The organism is Pedobacter cryoconitis, from assembly GCF_014207135.1.
Lineage (GTDB): Bacteria > Bacteroidota > Bacteroidia > Sphingobacteriales > Sphingobacteriaceae > Pedobacter > Pedobacter cryoconitis_D.
Map to the genome: position 1 here is coordinate 116,350 of NZ_JACHCC010000002.1, position 16,440 is coordinate 132,789.

Annotated in this window: 13 protein-coding genes; 2 read left to right on the forward strand and 11 right to left on the reverse strand. The window is 39.8% G+C overall.

The genetic code is table 11. The features are described 5' to 3' along the window. Positions 1–38: 38 nt before the first annotated feature. The 6 genes from HDF25_RS03500 to HDF25_RS03525 form a co-directional block, all read right to left on the reverse strand. A complete protein-coding gene (locus HDF25_RS03500) occupies positions 39–1,862 on the reverse strand; it encodes a cytochrome c peroxidase (protein WP_221450844.1) in 1,824 nt (607 codons plus the stop codon). Beyond that, positions 1,849–3,423 carry a purple acid phosphatase family protein gene (locus HDF25_RS03505; protein WP_184622837.1) on the reverse strand — a complete coding sequence of 525 codons (1,575 nt, stop codon included), beginning with the start codon at positions 3,421–3,423 and terminating at the stop codon, positions 1,849–1,851. The genes HDF25_RS03500 and HDF25_RS03505 overlap by 14 nt, the downstream gene beginning before the upstream one ends. Positions 3,424–3,425: 2 nt before the next feature. Continuing rightward, on the reverse strand, positions 3,426–4,511 hold the full coding sequence (locus tag HDF25_RS03510) for a phytase (protein WP_184622839.1): 1,086 nt from the start codon (positions 4,509–4,511) through the stop codon (positions 3,426–3,428). A gap of 18 nt (positions 4,512–4,529) precedes the next feature. Further along, entirely contained in the window at positions 4,530–5,795 is a 1,266-nt protein-coding gene (locus HDF25_RS03515) for a right-handed parallel beta-helix repeat-containing protein (protein WP_184622841.1), read from the reverse strand. A gap of 17 nt (positions 5,796–5,812) precedes the next feature. After that, positions 5,813–8,581, reverse strand: a complete 2,769-nt coding sequence (locus tag HDF25_RS03520) for a TonB-dependent receptor (protein WP_184622842.1) — start codon at positions 8,579–8,581, stop codon at positions 5,813–5,815. Positions 8,582–8,825: 244 nt separating this feature from the next. Then, positions 8,826–10,421 carry a tetratricopeptide repeat protein gene (locus HDF25_RS03525; RefSeq protein ID WP_260409313.1) on the reverse strand — a complete coding sequence of 532 codons (1,596 nt, stop codon included), beginning with the start codon at positions 10,419–10,421 and terminating at the stop codon, positions 8,826–8,828. A gap of 221 nt (positions 10,422–10,642) precedes the next feature. On the opposite strand from HDF25_RS03525, the gene HDF25_RS03530 reads away from it, so the two are divergent. After that, a complete protein-coding gene (locus tag HDF25_RS03530) occupies positions 10,643–10,846 on the forward strand; it encodes a DUF3606 domain-containing protein (protein ID WP_184622844.1) in 204 nt (67 codons plus the stop codon). Here HDF25_RS03530 and cls read toward each other — a convergent pair. Further along, positions 10,841–12,301, reverse strand: a complete 1,461-nt coding sequence (gene cls, locus HDF25_RS03535; RefSeq protein ID WP_184622846.1) for a cardiolipin synthase — start codon at positions 12,299–12,301, stop codon at positions 10,841–10,843. The two genes, HDF25_RS03530 and cls, sit on opposite strands and share 6 nt — an antisense overlap. 162 nt (positions 12,302–12,463) lie before the next feature. On the opposite strand from cls, the gene HDF25_RS03540 reads away from it, so the two are divergent. Next, a complete protein-coding gene (locus HDF25_RS03540; protein WP_184622848.1) occupies positions 12,464–12,829 on the forward strand; it encodes a PleD family two-component system response regulator in 366 nt (121 codons plus the stop codon). Here the strand turns inward: HDF25_RS03540 and HDF25_RS03545 are convergent. From HDF25_RS03545 to HDF25_RS03560, 4 genes are all read right to left on the reverse strand, one after another. Then, positions 12,826–13,185, reverse strand: coding sequence for a DUF4260 domain-containing protein (locus HDF25_RS03545; RefSeq protein WP_184622849.1), 360 nt, complete (start codon positions 13,183–13,185; stop codon positions 12,826–12,828). The genes HDF25_RS03540 and HDF25_RS03545 overlap by 4 nt on opposite strands. 26 nt (positions 13,186–13,211) lie before the next feature. After that, positions 13,212–14,393 (reverse strand): aspartate aminotransferase family protein, encoded by a 1,182-nt coding sequence (locus HDF25_RS03550; protein ID WP_184622850.1) that lies wholly within the window; start codon positions 14,391–14,393, stop codon positions 13,212–13,214. 86 nt (positions 14,394–14,479) lie between these two features. Next, positions 14,480–15,733, reverse strand: coding sequence for a sensor histidine kinase (locus HDF25_RS03555; RefSeq protein WP_184622851.1), 1,254 nt, complete (start codon positions 15,731–15,733; stop codon positions 14,480–14,482). Beyond that, positions 15,733–16,407 (reverse strand): response regulator transcription factor, encoded by a 675-nt coding sequence (locus tag HDF25_RS03560; protein ID WP_184622852.1) that lies wholly within the window; start codon positions 16,405–16,407, stop codon positions 15,733–15,735. The genes HDF25_RS03555 and HDF25_RS03560 overlap by 1 nt, the downstream gene beginning before the upstream one ends. Between the last annotated feature and the right edge of the window lie 33 nt (positions 16,408–16,440).

Below are 16,440 nucleotides of genomic sequence, written 5' to 3' on the forward strand. Positions count from 1 at the left end.
CTCTCACATAGGCAAAATGCTGGATTACAACAGATAAACTATAATTTATCTGTCAGAGACTCGAGGAAAGCAATGATTTCGCCGACTTCCTTCTTTGATAAGTTTAGTGGTTTGGCCGACAGTGTCTGACCGGGAATAGTTAAACCCAGGCCCGCCCCGCCCCCTTTATTATAAAATTCTACTACCTGGTATAGATCCTTTAACGCTCCATTATGCATATAAGGGGCTGTCATTACAACATTTCTTACTGTTGGTGTTTTGAATGCAGCTTCATAATAACTGATCGGAAAGAAATCATATCTGCCTCTGTCCATATCTTTTTTTGCCTGATTAAAGTCATTGTTCCCCGGTGTTCCAAGGACTTCATACTCTGTTAACTTATAATAAGGTGGAATTAGTCCGTTAAATAATGGAGCAAAATGACAGCTTCCACATTGTCCTTTCCCCATAAACAGGTTAAAACCACTGACAGCCTTTGCTTTCATCGCATTTTTGTCTCCGTTCATATAACGGTCAAAGGCCGAATTTCTTGGTGAAAGACTCCCGATGTAGGCAGCCAGTGCATCGGCAATCGTTCCTATGCTGATAGGCTGAGCTGCAGAATCAGCAAAGTATTTAAGAAAATATTTTTTATAATATTCTGATTTATTGATCCTTGCAATGATTACCTCATGATTCCCATTCATCTCGGTCGGATTGGAAATAACTCCTTTAATCTGTTCCTGCAAACTTTTAGCGCGCCCATCCCAGAACTGACTATATTGAAACCCACTATATAATAAAGTTGGTGCGTTCCGTTGTACTGTTCCTTTTCCGTCAAAAGTTATACTGGTTTTCAGGTCTTCACTAAAATAGCGCTCTGGATGATGGCAGCTGGCACAGCTTCTCCGCAAATTTCCAGACAATGATTTATCCAGAAAAAGTTTTTTTCCCAGACTGACCATCCCGGTAGTTCTGCCTGCAGCACCAGGAAATACCTCAGGCAAAATGGCATCTGTACTATAAATATGTTTTGCTTCATAGTTTAAGGCAGATTTACTATTGAGCAGCAGATGCTGATTTTTGATAAACAGAGAAAGCTGTTCCTGTAAGGGCAAAGCATATCCAGTTAAAAAACTCATCCGGTCAAAACTGTCAAAATCGGGATGTAACTGCAAATAGCTGAGTGTTGTATTCAGATGTTGCAATAGCAGCTCAGAACCCCTCTGATCTCTTCTCAGATAAGGAGATAATATCGTTTTAATGGTCAATATGGACTGATAAGATTCTGTTATGCCACTCTTGAGTTCAGGAGCATCATATCCGGTGATACTCAATGTAATTACCCTGACCAGTTCTAATCTTATGCTTTCCAGTATCTGCTGGTCATTTGCCACAAAAGCATAAAGCAAAGCAGGTAAATCAGCGGCTGAAGTATTCAGAACCTCTGCCTGCTCTGCTAATTGTTTCTTAGATCTGGGGGCCTGGTCAAATAAAGCCGCCTCCATGACCTGAAAACCAGAAGGTTCCTGGTATTCCATATAAGGTTCATCTACCTCTACTTTGGCTGGCCTGTTGTAAATCAATGCAGAACTGGGAAAGAAATAGTCCATAAAAAACTCAATCCTTTTATAAGCCAACCGGCTTTTTCTCAGTGCATTTTTAGCTAGAGTAATAGTTTCAGGATTCTTTTCATCTATCAGTTTTACAGCATGTTGTAATTCTATTGTGGTTTCTGCAAACCGGGTCGAACTAATTTTAAATTCATCTGTCAATCTATGTAGACCCCGTCTGTCTGGTCCTTCTTTTAAGCCAAGAACTGCAGACAGACAGGTGATGAACAGCAGTAGCTGTAGAAATATTTTAAATCTATTCCGGTACATGAATTTCAAAAGTATCCTTCAGCGCATTGTAATTGTCAGTTACGGTATATTTCGTAACCCCTGGAAGCGGTTTAACCCGTAGACTTCTATCTTTTCCCGGTTGCCCTTCCCAGTTATACTGACTACTGATAAACGATGCTTTAAGTGTTACTTCTGTTCCTTTCTTCAAGGTCAGCACGGTATGTTTATTGACATTCTTCATCATGGTAAACTGATCCCGGATCTCTCCGTCAGCACAGACCCATTTCAAATCCAAACGATTATCCTCAATCTCCAGTATACTTGCGCCACCATGTTCAGCGTCAGAAAAGTACATTGCATTATGCGGGAAAGCAGCCTGCTGTCCGCCTAATTTTCCAGCCGAACCACTCACCACATATACCGTTCCTCGCTGATGGTCCGAATCTTTCAGATAAGGTGCCGACCCGGTACTTCCATCATATTTTCCGGAAGAGTTACTCAGGTTATGAATTTTTGCATCAAAAGTTTTCTCAGCACCATAATGACCAGCCATCATGCGACTGCGTTCATAATCATGGCTATGTCCATTTAGTACCAGGTCAACTCCCTCTCTTTCCAGAATCCGGATAAAGTTTTCCCTGATTTTAACCAGTTCGTCTTCCTGATCAGAATTATGAGAACCCATCGTATATGGAGGATGATGCCAGAAAGCGATAACCCAGCCCTTGTTTTTATTGGCGGCCAGATCTTTTTTTATCCACTGAACCTGCGGACCAAGAGTGTCATATAAGCGATAGGTACGGTCTTCTTTACCATAAGAATCAAGAGACAGAAAATGTATATTTCCGATATCAAATGAGTAAAAGGCTTTGGTATGTGACGGGACACCGCCTGATTCTCCGTTAACCGGCATAGAAAAATTCTGATAATAAGCGGTCTCATGCGTTTCCTGCGCATGTTTGGCCGATAAATCAGTATCATGATAATCATGATTCCCAGGTGCAGGGAACAATGGATATTTTTTAAGTAAATCATCTTTATAAATATTAAAGAATTTACTCTGAAATTCCGAGTCAGTTCCATCAGAATAAGCATTATCGCCCAGTAATATCCAGGCAGTCAGGTTATTTTTACCCAGATAACTGATTACCTGTTCTTTTACCCTGCGCTGATTAACTGAATTATCTCCGCAATCGCCCAATGCAGCAATCCGGTAATGCCCTGTTTTCCCAGATTCCGGAAGCGTAACAAAGTAATTATCCTTACTCATCTGAAGCGTATCCTGAAATCCGCCAATGGAATAGTAATATTTAGTAGATGGCTTTAACCCACTCAACTGCACCTGATGCTCAGTAACCAGCGTACGATCATCCACAGATCCGTTCAACTGACCTGGTTCCGTTCCGTATCTGACCCGGCTTCTTGAAGAAACATCTGTTCTCCAGCGGATCAGTATACCGGTACTGCTGGCTACCTGTAGATAAGGGCCCCGGATCAGCCGGACAGCTTCAGTTGCTATTCCGGCTTTTTCTTTTTTCTGTGCAGCAGAAAACAAAAATGACAAACTGCCTAAAAGCAGTATAATGGATTTCTTAAACATATTTATTTTTTGATTTTAAGCTCTTTGCCGGCAATATCTTCCCAGCGGTAATAATGGAAAGATTTATCATCACTCATTACTACAAACAATCCGTGTCTGAAAGTATCATTCAAAGGTACATTGACAACTTCAGACCCATCACTATGCATCGCGCCAACATTGACAATTTTGAGGAGTTTATGCTCAAAAGGGTTACCAGCAGTACCTTCTCGGCTGAAAATCTGAAACCGGTTTGCCCCCTGATCAGACACCAGAATATACCCTTTATCAGTGGAGGTCTTATAGATCGAAATGCCTTCGTGATCTTCTTTAAAACCAGTTGTTGCAAATAAAGCAAGTTCCTTATTCCCTTTTTCCGGATCAGCATAATACTGACGTACCCCGAATTGTTCATCAGAATAATAAATATAACCTGATTCATTATCTACGGCAATAGCCTCGATTTCTTTTTTACCGCTGTACTGTCCAAATTTCCTGACCAGTTCAGCTTTGACATGACCAGTTCCATCATCACTTAACAAGTACTGCCATAGATAAGTACCATCCTTAGGACCTGTTTTTCGGCCAACAACTGCATACATTTTACCGGTTTTACTAGTATATACAGCAATGCCCATCAGGTCCCGGTATTCTACACCTGTTTCACCTTCAAATACAGGTAAACCACCATTATCCACTGCTTTCATATCAGGCAGAGAAAATATCCTCAGTTTATGTGTAAAACGTTCCGTTGTGATGGCTATGTCAGTCGCTTTTCCATTGAGTTTTAAACCGTAGGCCACATCCACATTATTAGGACGTTTTAAGCCTTTGACAACCAGTTCATGCTGTATCTTTCCCTGTAAATCGAAAACATACAGACCTCCGTCCTTGGCCTTGTCCGTACCAATAACTAAACTTTTTGACGCATCAGCGGGATTAACCCAGATAGCAGGATCATCAGAATCAAACTCTACTTTTTCAGAAATAACAACAGGTTTTACAACTATAGTATCCTGATTTGATAAATCAGAATGAATACGCTGACTACAACCAGAAAAGAGAAATGGTATAGCCAGTAAAAGATATGATGAATTATATTTTAACATAAAATTAGCTTAACAGGATTATTTCAGACCAAATGCCCCGATATTGGCAGTTGGTGCAGGTGATTGATAATTGATACCATTGATAGTTATTCCGTCGGGGAAATTACGGGTAAAAGCAACCGTACCTTTATTCAGGGCTGGTGATCCGGCCTGTAAATGAAAGTCCCAGCTATCATTCAGTATCGCATTGTTAGTTGCGGTCGAAAGCGGATAATTAACAAATTTCGGATCATTATCTCCCGCTACCTTACTGATAATATCATTGGTTCCTGCTATAATATCAGCTTTTGGCTGAAACTGATCCACAGTGGCCTGACTATAACCATAATATAAAGAGTTTTTAAAGACAGAACGCTTATCTTCAGGAAGTTTAGTGTCTCTTTTGATACCAAAACGTGCATTGGCAAACAGATTATTATAGAGTTCTACATTGACAGTAGATTCCAGCCAGACTGAACCACCTTTAGCAGTTGGTCTTCTCCAGCCCGTGTTCAGGATCGTATTGTTATAGGCTACTACATGTGCCTGAGGTGTACGGTCTCCAACGTTGGAAAGTTTAAGTGCGTTTGTATTCGTACCATAGAATAAATTGAAACTGACATCAGCCAGACAACCCGATTTGATATTGATTCCTTCACCGCCTACTAAACCTGTACTATAAAATTTGTTATTGGCAAAAATGATCTTACCGCCTTCCAGATAAGTACAATCATCCTGAAAATATCTGAAAGTACTGTTGGTCACTACCAGCTTACCTTTTACATTTGAAAACCATAAAGCTGGTGAGTTTTCTCCGCTTTTAGCTTTATACAAACCTAGTTTAACAGATGTAGAAGCCTCTGTTGTAGTTGCTCCGCCATATTCCAGGATGGTATTGTCTAACAAGACCTCAGAAGATGTTGGGGCGGCCAGAATTCCTCCCCATTGCTTACCAAATTGTTTAGCTGGTGTTCTGTAACTTTCTTCTATTGTTATCTTTACCGGATTCTGTGCAGTCCCCATTGAATATAGGTTACCTTTTACAATAAACTCAGGTTTAGCCAGCGTGTCCATAATCACCACTACACCTTCTTCTATAGTCAGTGATTTTTCCAGAGGGATAATAATGTCCCCGGTTACCCTGATTACGCTCCCTTTAGTCCATATTCCATATACCTCTCCCGAAACCCCGTTTCCGTTCTGTACAATTGGAGAGGTATCCACATCTATATTTGCTTTTTTACAGCTGCTGATGGACAATGCAGTGATTAAAACTACGCTTGTCAGTATTTCCTTTAATTTCATCTGTTTATATTTTTCAATTATAATTTGTAACGCAGACCAATCAGGTAAGTCTGCTCATAAAAATCTTTACGGATCAATGTTTCTTTGCTGTTTTCCCTTTGCTGAGGTAAACCAGTATTCAAACTGTTAGTACCCTTGATAAATAACTGATTAGGTGTGTTCAGCAGATTCCCTGCTTTAATAAAAACACTGACATTATTTTTGAATTTCTTTTCTACAGAAGCATCCATCTGCACAAAACCTTTCTGCCATAAATCATTATCTACAAACTGAGAAATTGTATTAATCCGTTCACCTGTATATGATCCGGCTAACTGGGCATCCCATCCATGTTTACTATCTTTATACAGCAATGATAAGTTTCCGGTGTGTGCCGACTGACCAAATAATGGTCTGGTTTGTTGTACCGTTACTGGTTCCAGATCACCAGTCGTCGAATTTCTGACCCTGCTTGTTTTATTTGTGGTAATACTCGAGTGTGTGTAAGTGTAGTTCGCTTTAAGTCCTATTTTGTTGAAGAACTTGATATAATCCAGTTCCAGCCCATAGTTTTTGGCAGTTCCAAAGTTTCCCGGGCTATAATACTGGTCCTGACCCCTGGTTGCGTCAGCCTGTATCGTATATTCGATAGGATCCTTAATCTTTTTATAAAAAGCACCCACCAGTAACTGATCCGTACTATTAGGGAATAACTCATAACGGATATCAAAATTATCAGCAATTGCCCGTTTCAGATTTGGATTACCCCTTTCCTGATATTCTTCGGTAACTAGTTTTGAAGGTACAATTTCATAAAAACCAGGACGGTTCAGTGAGCGGAAATAGGTTGCCCTTAAATTTTCCTTTTTACTCAATCCATATTTCAGGTTTAAGCTGGGTAAAAGATCTGTATAAACCTGGCTGCCCACAGGATTTGTTTCTCCGGCCGGGAACAATAAGCTGTATCCCTGGTTCGTGTGTTCAACCCTTGCTCCACCGATTACTTCCAGGTCAGCAACTTTGAAATTAACCATCCCATAACCAGCGGTCGTTTTTTCAGAGGCATCATAAGTAAGCGGATTAGCTACTGCTCCCTTTGGATTCTGAATATCCCAGGTTATGTCTGTATAATTGGTAAAGTCTTTACCATATAATGCAGTTGGTACCAGAGGTTTAAAAACGTAATTATTGTAAAAACTACTTCTTTGTTTGTCTCTGTATAATCCACCTGCCGTGAAATCAACTTTTAAACCAGCGATATCAGCCGTATAGGTAAGATCCAGATAACCGGCCTTATCTTCGTCCGTATTCCGTGACCATCTGCGGTTAAGGCTTGATGCAGTCGTACGTGTCTCATTAAAATTCTGACGTAAGCCGTTTAAACTGATTGTAGTTTCATCCGGAACATCATTTTTAGCTGTTGAATATACAGCAGACCAGGAGATTTTTAATTTCTGAGGAATATCAAAAGTATGTTCCCCATGTAAAGTACTGTTATAGATTTGTTGTTCTGTAAATCTCGAACGGGTAGCATAAGTAATCTGTGCATTCCCCGTCAGCTGATTATAATCCGCATTGGAGAAATTAGTGCTTAGCTGATCACGCGTCTGGATACTGGTCAGGTTTACATAAGAATTAACCAGTGACAATTTGTTCCTTTTGTTAAAGATATAATCAATTTTTCCATGTAAGCCGTATCTTTTCTGCTGTTCACTGTACTGTCTGTAATCCATAGACGTGATTCTAGAAATCTGATCAGTTTCAGCTACTGTCGAGTTAAAAAAGGTACTGTTAGTCCCTCTGTAACTGTTCTGGTAACTACCAGCGATTAATACGCCTAGTTTGTTATCCAGGAAACGCTGCCCGATGGATAAACCCCCAACCAGATTAGGACTAGCCTGTTTTGCCTTGTAATCGACTGTTCCTGTTGGAAAATCAGCTGATTTTGCATTGTAGCTCCGGCCATTGATTTCGTAAGGTGACCTGGAGTTAATTACATCTGAATTAAATGAAAGGAACTTGCGGTCAAATAGCATCTGGCTATATCCGGTGGCTAAATTTGCATTTACCTGAAGTTTGGAAGGTGCATCCTTCATCACCATATTCACAACTCCACCAACTGCATCACCTTCCATATTTGGCGTTAATGATTTATAAACTTCCAGACGTTCCAGTAATTCTGCCGGAAAGATATCCAGGGGTACATACCGGAATTTGTTATCCGGGCTTGGTATTTTGATCCCATTAACCAAAGTATAGTTGTACCTTTTATCCATTCCTCTCAGGATTGCATACTGGCCATCTCCATTACTGCTCCGTTCTATAGTCACACCCGAAACACGCTGGATCACATTCGCTACAGTCAGGTCAGGCGAGATTTCCATCGCCCTGCCAGAAACCACATTCATTACCTGCATAGATTTCTGCTCAATCTTTCTCGCCATATGTTCAGTAGAACCTTCATGTTTAACTGCAATAACGATTTCACTCAGCTCATTACTATTGTCTTCACTCAGGTATACTTTGATAGCAGGATTATGTTCTTTTTCTACCGTAATTTTTTGAGTAAAACTCTTATAACTGATATAAGAAACCTTCAGTGTATAATTACTCTCTTTAAGGTGTTTGAATTCAAATGAGCCGTCCAGTCCGGTCAATGTACTTAACGTCGTGTTTTCCAACCGGACAGATGCTCCTACCATAGCTTCACCTGTCTGGCGATCGTACACATGTCCTTTAATGTTACCGGCTTTTGCAACCGCAATGCTTAGTAATAAGCAAATGATCGTTTGTAAAATTAATTTCATTGTTCAGTTTGTTTGTTTGAGCGTGTGTTTTTTATCGCTGGTCAAAAGTGTAATAACATTCTTTTACCGGCTAAAAATGACCGTGTACAAAATGTAAACAACCTGAACATGACTGTATACAAAGCGCATACAACGTATACATTAACATTTTAATCACCTGACAATCAGTATAATGACTTGTACTTATTCGCCATTATCATTCAGTTAGCCCAAGATTAAGGAATTGTTAATGGCCGGAAACCGGTCAGATCGTTTGAATGAAGTTGCTTAAGTTATCACCCGGACTGATGTTTAACTTTTTCCTCAATCTGTACCTGGCTACCCTGAGGCTATCCTGAGAGATCCCGAAAATTACTGCCATATCTTTAGAGCTCATATTCATTTTCAATAAAGCAATCAGTCTGATATCATTTACAGTCAGATCTTCGCAATGTGCTTTAAGACTATCAAAAAATGACTGGTGAAGCTGTTCAAAAACCTGTGTAAACTCTTTCCATTGCTGATCGTGATTGATGTTCTGGTTAATCTGTCTGACCAGCTGCTGCAATTGTCTTTTCTGGTCCCTTTTATCTTCCTTAATCATTTCCTCCAGCTTATTTCGCATGTTATCCAGGAAATTATTGTGTTGTATTACCTGCAAGGTATGTGTAGTCAGTTCCCTGCTCTTTAGTTCAAGCTGCTCCTGTTGTGCCAGGTTCAGCTGTTCATTTTTCTCGGCAATTGCAATATTTTCCCTGAGTTTGAGCCGCTGTCTTGAAATTGTCAGTAAGGCCACTCCAATTAATAAAAGGATGACCACCACCACAGCTATACTGATAATCAGATTTAGTTTCCTGCTGTTTTCCAGATTTGCTATTTCATCATTTTTCTTATCTATGTTATAGATAATCTGTAAAAAGGCCATCTGCTTATTATTCTCATCCGAGTATAAGTGCAGCAAATGTTTTCTGCTCAGTTCCATATAATGATAAGCACTGTCATTCTGATTCAGCAGGTTATACGATTTGGCAATATCACGGTAAGCAGATGCCTGCTGATATTCATTTTTAGTAGCCACCGACAGACCTAAGGCTTTCCTCGTAAATTTCAATCCCCCTTTATAATCTCCGGTTTTACGAAGTATATCCCCCAGATTATTAATTACCTCTATACTGGATACCTCATTATTTACGGCCTTATACAAGATCAGAGATTGGTCAAAGTAATACCGTGCAGAATCATACCGGACCAGATCTTCGTAAATACTTCCCAGGTTTTCATAGATTTTGGCCACCCCCTGTTTATAACCTGCCTGCTGATATTCATTTAAAGCATGGCGCTGGTAATAAAATGCACTATCATAACGCTGTTGTTTTTCATATAAATGACCGATATGACCATAAGTTTCTCCCAGACCAATCTTATTATTTGATTTTCTGTATAAGGTTAAGGCCTGATCGTATTGTTTTCTGGATAGTTTCTTATTGAATGTCTGATAATAGACTATGCCCATATCATTAAAGTTGTCAGCAAGTAAATTCCTCTCTTTCAGCTGTTCAAAGATTTTATCCGCCTGCTGATGATAGTCGAGTGCCTGTGCATAATGCCCCTGGGCGTAACAAATTTTCCCCATTTGTTGCAAACACATCCCTATAACCCTGTTATCCTTGTTTGCCAAAGCCTGAAGATGCAGTCTTTTCAGGATCACAAAAGCAGAATCAGGAAAACGATTACTGAGCCGAAGGGTAAACTGAAGTTCTTTTACAGGATTTTCTTTAGCCTCAGCATAAAAGAACTGAATCAGACAGAAAATGAGTAAGAACCCCATTCTGAGGGAGTATTTGCAATAAAAAGCTATCATTCGGGTGTATTTAGAAAACCGTTTGAGAAATATCCGGTTTCAGCAAAGGAAGTTTTTTAGTATTAATTGAATGTTAAGCTAATGGTAATGAATACCGGGATATTATATTTTGTTTAATCAGATGATAACATTAATTGTACAAAATCAGAAATAAAAGAATTAATTTAGGCATAGGGATTGTTATACAACCGATAATACTAAAACTATTAATAACCGAATATATGCTCAGACATACCTACCACGATGAAAATGAGATGAAGATGCCGGAAAGCAAAACAATTAACCTGCAGGAGTATTATGAGGTTGAATACTGGTCCGGGAAATTTGGAATTACCCCTGAGTTACTGCAACGTATGGTCAAAGAATCAAACAGTACAATAGCTGAAGAAGTAAAAAACTATATTAAAATTAAATACCCTTTATAAAAGAGGTGAAAATAAACGGCCCAGTTTTTCGGGAAACTGTTTATACAGGGGTCTTTTATCCCATTCTACCGGATCAATTCTGATAGCGTCTTCCAGGTCCTGGTAGAAAATTCTGGTCATCTCTTCAGCAGTATGGCTATCATAAATTACGCTGTTCACTTCAAAGTTCAGCTCGAAACTCCTGTTGTCCATGTTAGCCGTACCTATTACCGATAACTGTTTGTCCGAAACCATAGTTTTGGCATGAATGAACCCCTTCTGATATTCATAGATTTCTATTCCCGAGGCCATCAGATCACCATAATAGGATTTTCCGGCGGCAGCAACTACTCTGGAGTCCGATTTTCCTGGTACCAGTAAAACTACTCTTACGCCACTCAGCGCTGCAACAACTAATGCATCCAGTAAACTTTCACCTGGGATAAAATAGGGCGTGGTAATCAGGATTTCCTGTTCAGCCATTCCAATAGCCTGGATCAGCGAAAGTAAAATGGTAGGGTTATCCGAATCCGGTCCGCTTGCGGCAATTTGTAAAATGGCATTTCCTCCATTGTCTTCCCGGGCATGAAAGAAATCACGTTGTGGCACCAGTTCTTCATCGGCACAAAAATTCCAGTCACAGATAAACAGATACTGCAGGTAATAGATTCCTGGCCCGGTTATTTTAACATGCATATCCCTCCAGTATAATTGGTCCGGGCGTTTTTCGCTGTTAATGTAGCGATCACTGACATTAATCCCCCCCGTAAACGCAATACCTCCGTCAATGACAATGATTTTACGGTGATTTCTGTAATTAATTCTGTTGGCTAATGCGATAAACAGGATTCTGTAAAAAGGGAAAGCCTGCACTCCGGCAGCGATCAGCTCATCAACCACCTTATCCCGGATACTCCGGCTGCCAAAATCATCATAAATCAAACGCACCTGCAATCCTGCCCTCGCCTTCTCTATTAAAACATCCTTAATCTGATTTCCGATTTCATCATCTTCGTAGATGTAATATTCAATATGGATATGGTGGCTGGCCTCACGCAGTGCCCTCAGAACAGCGGGGAATTTTTCTTCCCCATTCTTTAATATTTCGACCTTATTGTTTCCGCTCAGATTACTCATCCCGTCATTCAACAGGAGTTTGACCAGCTTCTGATACTTCAATAAAGCCTGTGGCACTGTATTCCATGTTTTTTCAGATTCGCGAAAGATCTGTTTTTTGATATGACGTTGCATCAGCTCATTATTGACTATTTTTTTGCTGTATAGCTTTCGTTTCCGGTAGTTAGTCCCTACACAGAAATAAATAACAATCCCTATAAAGGGGAAAAATACTGTCAGCATTAAATAAGCCAGGGTTTTACTTGTCGAGCTGGTATCATAGATAATACGCAGACAGGTGGCGATTACGATGAGGGTATATAGTATTTCCAGTAAAAGTATCCAGCTGATTTCCTGCATATGAATAAAGATATTCCCCAAATTTAGCCAAAGATTTAATTTGAGTGCCGAATATTTATTTTTATTATAAGGTAATTAGCTATTTAAGCCTTTTGTTAAAACCTTGATAATTAACGGCATAAAATTAGCTGTGTAATTTTCAGTCAACGAAACTCCTAAACAATGAACAAAAAGATAATCATATTTGATGATGACCCTGAGGTGCTTACAGCATTGGAATCGGCTCTTGATTTTGCCGACTGGGATTTAATTACCTTCTCATCTGGTCGGAATGCCATGCAGAAAATCCAGCAGGAAAGTCCGGACCTGATTCTGATGGACATACAACTGGATGGTTTTGATGGCAGAGAAATATGCAGATCTGTCAAAGAGAATACGGTATTACAGCACATCCCGGTTATTTTGATCTCTGGAATGGAAAATGCTGAAATCCCTGGTCATCAGGATTTTGGTCCAAATGATTTTTTGCCGAAACCTTTTAATATTGGTGATTTAATTGACAAAGTCTATTTTCAACTGGCCTATTAAGCTGATTTCTTACCTATTTTCCCTAAATGTGTGTCCTGAAACCCAGAAAAATACTTCAGACCATACCCCAGCATCCTGTCCATTGAGCTATGAGCGAAAAGTATAATTCCAGTCAGTACCATCCAATCCAGCTTGAAAATTATGCCGGCAAAAAGAATTACTAAAGCCAGTCCCTGATGATGTACGATATTATAAGTGACAGCGCCCACCTTTTGATTAATCACATAACCCAGCATACTTAAATCAGGTAAAAATAAAAGTGCAGGAAATAGCCACCAGCTATAACCCAGATAAAGTGTTGCCATATAGCACCCTATAAATTTACCGGCTTCTTCTAATTTGATCAGTGTATTCATAAAGAGACCGGTTTACCGGGGTCTAGTTAATTATCCAGTGCTTTTAAAATCACTGCACAGGCCTTTCTGATTTCTTCTTCAGTAATAATTAAAGGAGGTGCAATTCTCAATGCTGTTTCACAGTGTAAAAACCAGTCAATAATCACTCCATCAACAGCACAACGTTTACTCACGTTCTCCACCTGTTCAAAACTGTCCAGCTGTAAACTAAGCATGAGCCCTTTTCCCCTGATTTCACGGATCGCCGGATGAACCAGCAGTTCTCTGAATAATTCTTCTTTAGCAGCAACCCCGTCAATCAGTTTTTCTTCAAGGATAACTTCCAGACTGGCCAATCCCGCAACGCTAGACACAGGATGTCCGCCAAAAGTAGTAATATGACCCAATATTGGGTTTTCTTTCAATGCACCCATCACTTCCCTGTTTGCGATGAATGCACCAATCGGCATTCCTCCGCCAAGTGCTTTGGCCAGTAATAAAATATCAGGGACGATATCATAATGTTCAAAAGCAAATAATTTGCCTGTGCGGCCAAATGCAGCCTGTATTTCATCCAGAATAAGCAGCGTACCAGTTGCAGTACATTTTGCCCTTAACTTTTGCATATAGTCTGCAGAGGCAACTCTTATCCCTGCTTCACCCTGTACCGTTTCCATAATGACACAGGCTGTCTGTGTGGTAATCATCCCCAGGTCTTCTTCCCTGCCAAAAGTTATGAAACGTACATCCGGTAACAAAGGGCGATACTTTTGTTTGTAATATTCGTTACCCATTACACTTAAAGCACCATGGGTACTCCCGTGATAAGCATGGTGACAGGAAATAATCCCGGACCTTCCCGTATAACGCTTGGCTAATTTAAGTGCCCCCTCTGTGGCTTCGGTACCCGAGTTTACGAAATAGACATTATCGAGCTGTCCGGGAAGTACACTAATCAGTTTTTCTGCAAAAAGAACCATTGGCGATTGAACAAATTCACCATACACCGTCAGATGCAGATATTTATCCAACTGTCCCCTGATCGCATCAAGTACTTTTGGGTTTCTGTGACCAATATTGCTAACTGCAAAACCAGACACCAGATCCATATAACTTTTGCCGTTTTTATCATACAAATACATCCCTTCAGCATGATCTACTTCAAGCAGATTCGGATTAGTAGATGTTTGTGCATTGTTGCGTAAAAAAAGCTCTTTGTGACTGATCATGGGATTTCTTGAATTTGCGGTAAAACTATTTATAATTTAAGCAAAAAAAGATCTTCTCTATGTCAAAATCAATTTTAAACAGGTTTTTAGAAGGTTATACTAAACTCGTGCTGTTCTCCCTGGTAATGATAGTCCAATTTAAAATTATACAGATTACAGATCTGGGAGGTTATAGCCAGCCCCAGTCCGGTACCTTCAGAGGAAGCGTCTTTATAAAAACGTTCAAATGCCCGCTGACTGTTTAATGCTTTTTCAACTCCGGTATTAACAACACTCAGTTTACCCGAATGCAGCAGCACCTTAATTTCGCCATTGGGTTTATTATGCCTGATCGCATTGCTGATCAGGTTATTGAGCATAATATCTGCAAGATATTTACTCATATACAACCGCTGAGGTTCCATTTTCTGAATCAAATGAATATTACTTGCCGCCAGTAATTCGTTAAACTGCCTGAGCTTCTGTGTGATTAAAGTATCCAGTATAACATTCTCTTCATCTTTAATCAGGTTATTCTCAATTTTGGCCAGTAATAAAAGTGACTGGTTCAATCTTGTCAGCCTGTTGACCGCAAGATATACATCTTCTATTAATTCGCCCTGACGGTCTGATAAGGCTTCTGTCTGAATCAGCGTGTCCAGTTTAGAGTTAATTACCGCCAGTGGGGTCATCATTTCATGAGAAGCATTATCTGTAAAACTCTTCAGCTCTTTATAGTCCTGTCTGACCCTCCTGGACATAGATATCACGGACTGGTCTAATTCCAGGAATTCATCAATCTGTGTATGCTGTAAAGTAAAATCATTTTTATCCGCAAGGTTAAAAGCTTTAAGCTGTTTAAGTGTTTCATAAAATGGTCTCCATAAATTACTGAGTACAAATCTATTGATTACCGCTAACGTAACCAACAATACAATGATAACGCCCAGAGTAATCAGAAAGATCAGCCTGATCAGATCCTCCGCTTCGAGACTTGATTTTGTAATGGTGACGCTATAATCCTTGCCACCTGCCCTGATTGTAGTCACCAGGCTTCTGCCTGGTTCTGTTTCCTTTTCGTCCGGATTATTATATACGGTATTCGCAAAATACCTTTCAGTAGAATCTCCCGGTTTTAATTCACTATAAGTAACCTTTTGATCCTTAAAGTCGCTGGGTAAAGGTAGTTTATCGTATTTAAGGGCACTCGCTACAATCTCTTCTTCTTCAATTTTAAGATCATTATCGAGCTTGTTGGTTAAAATATAATGGATAGCAAAATAATAAACAGCACCACTGAGCACCAGTATGATCAGGGAAGTGACCAGGTTGACCCTGTTATACTTTCTGGCCAGTTTCATCAGGCTCCGAATTTATAACCCACACCATACATAGATTTAATATAATCTCCGCAACCAGCTTCGACCAGCTTTTTTCTCAAATTTTTAATATGCGTATAGATAAAGTCGAAATGATCAGAAAGATCAATTTCATCACCCCAGAGATGTTCTGCCAGCGCACTTTTTGTAATTACTTTATTTTGGTTTGCAATAAAATAGATCAGCAGGTCGTATTCCTTTTTGGTCAGGTTGACCGTATTCTGATTGACCATTGTTTTCATCGCCAAACCATCTATACTGATCTCACGGAACACAATTAAATTGTTACCGTCAAAACTCTTACGCCTGACTATAGCTGTTACCCTTGCCTTCAGCTCAGACAAATGAAAAGGTTTAACAAGATAGTCATCTGCACCCAGGTTAAGTCCCGAGAGTTTATCATCCAGAGAATGTCTGGCAGAAATAATGAGTACCCCATCATTCTTGTGCAGATTTTTCAGATTGCGTAAAATTTCCATTCCATCCCCGTCCGGTAAAGTCAGGTCAAGGACAACGCAGTCGTAATTATACAGGTTAATTTTAGTCAGTGCCGATGTATAGTCTTCAGCCGTTTCACAAATATTTCCCTCTTCAGTGAAGTAAGTAATAATGCTGTCTCTTAAAGCTTCTTCATCCTCAATTAATAGTATCTTCATTTTTGAATTTAGTAATCATCTTTGCAGAAGATG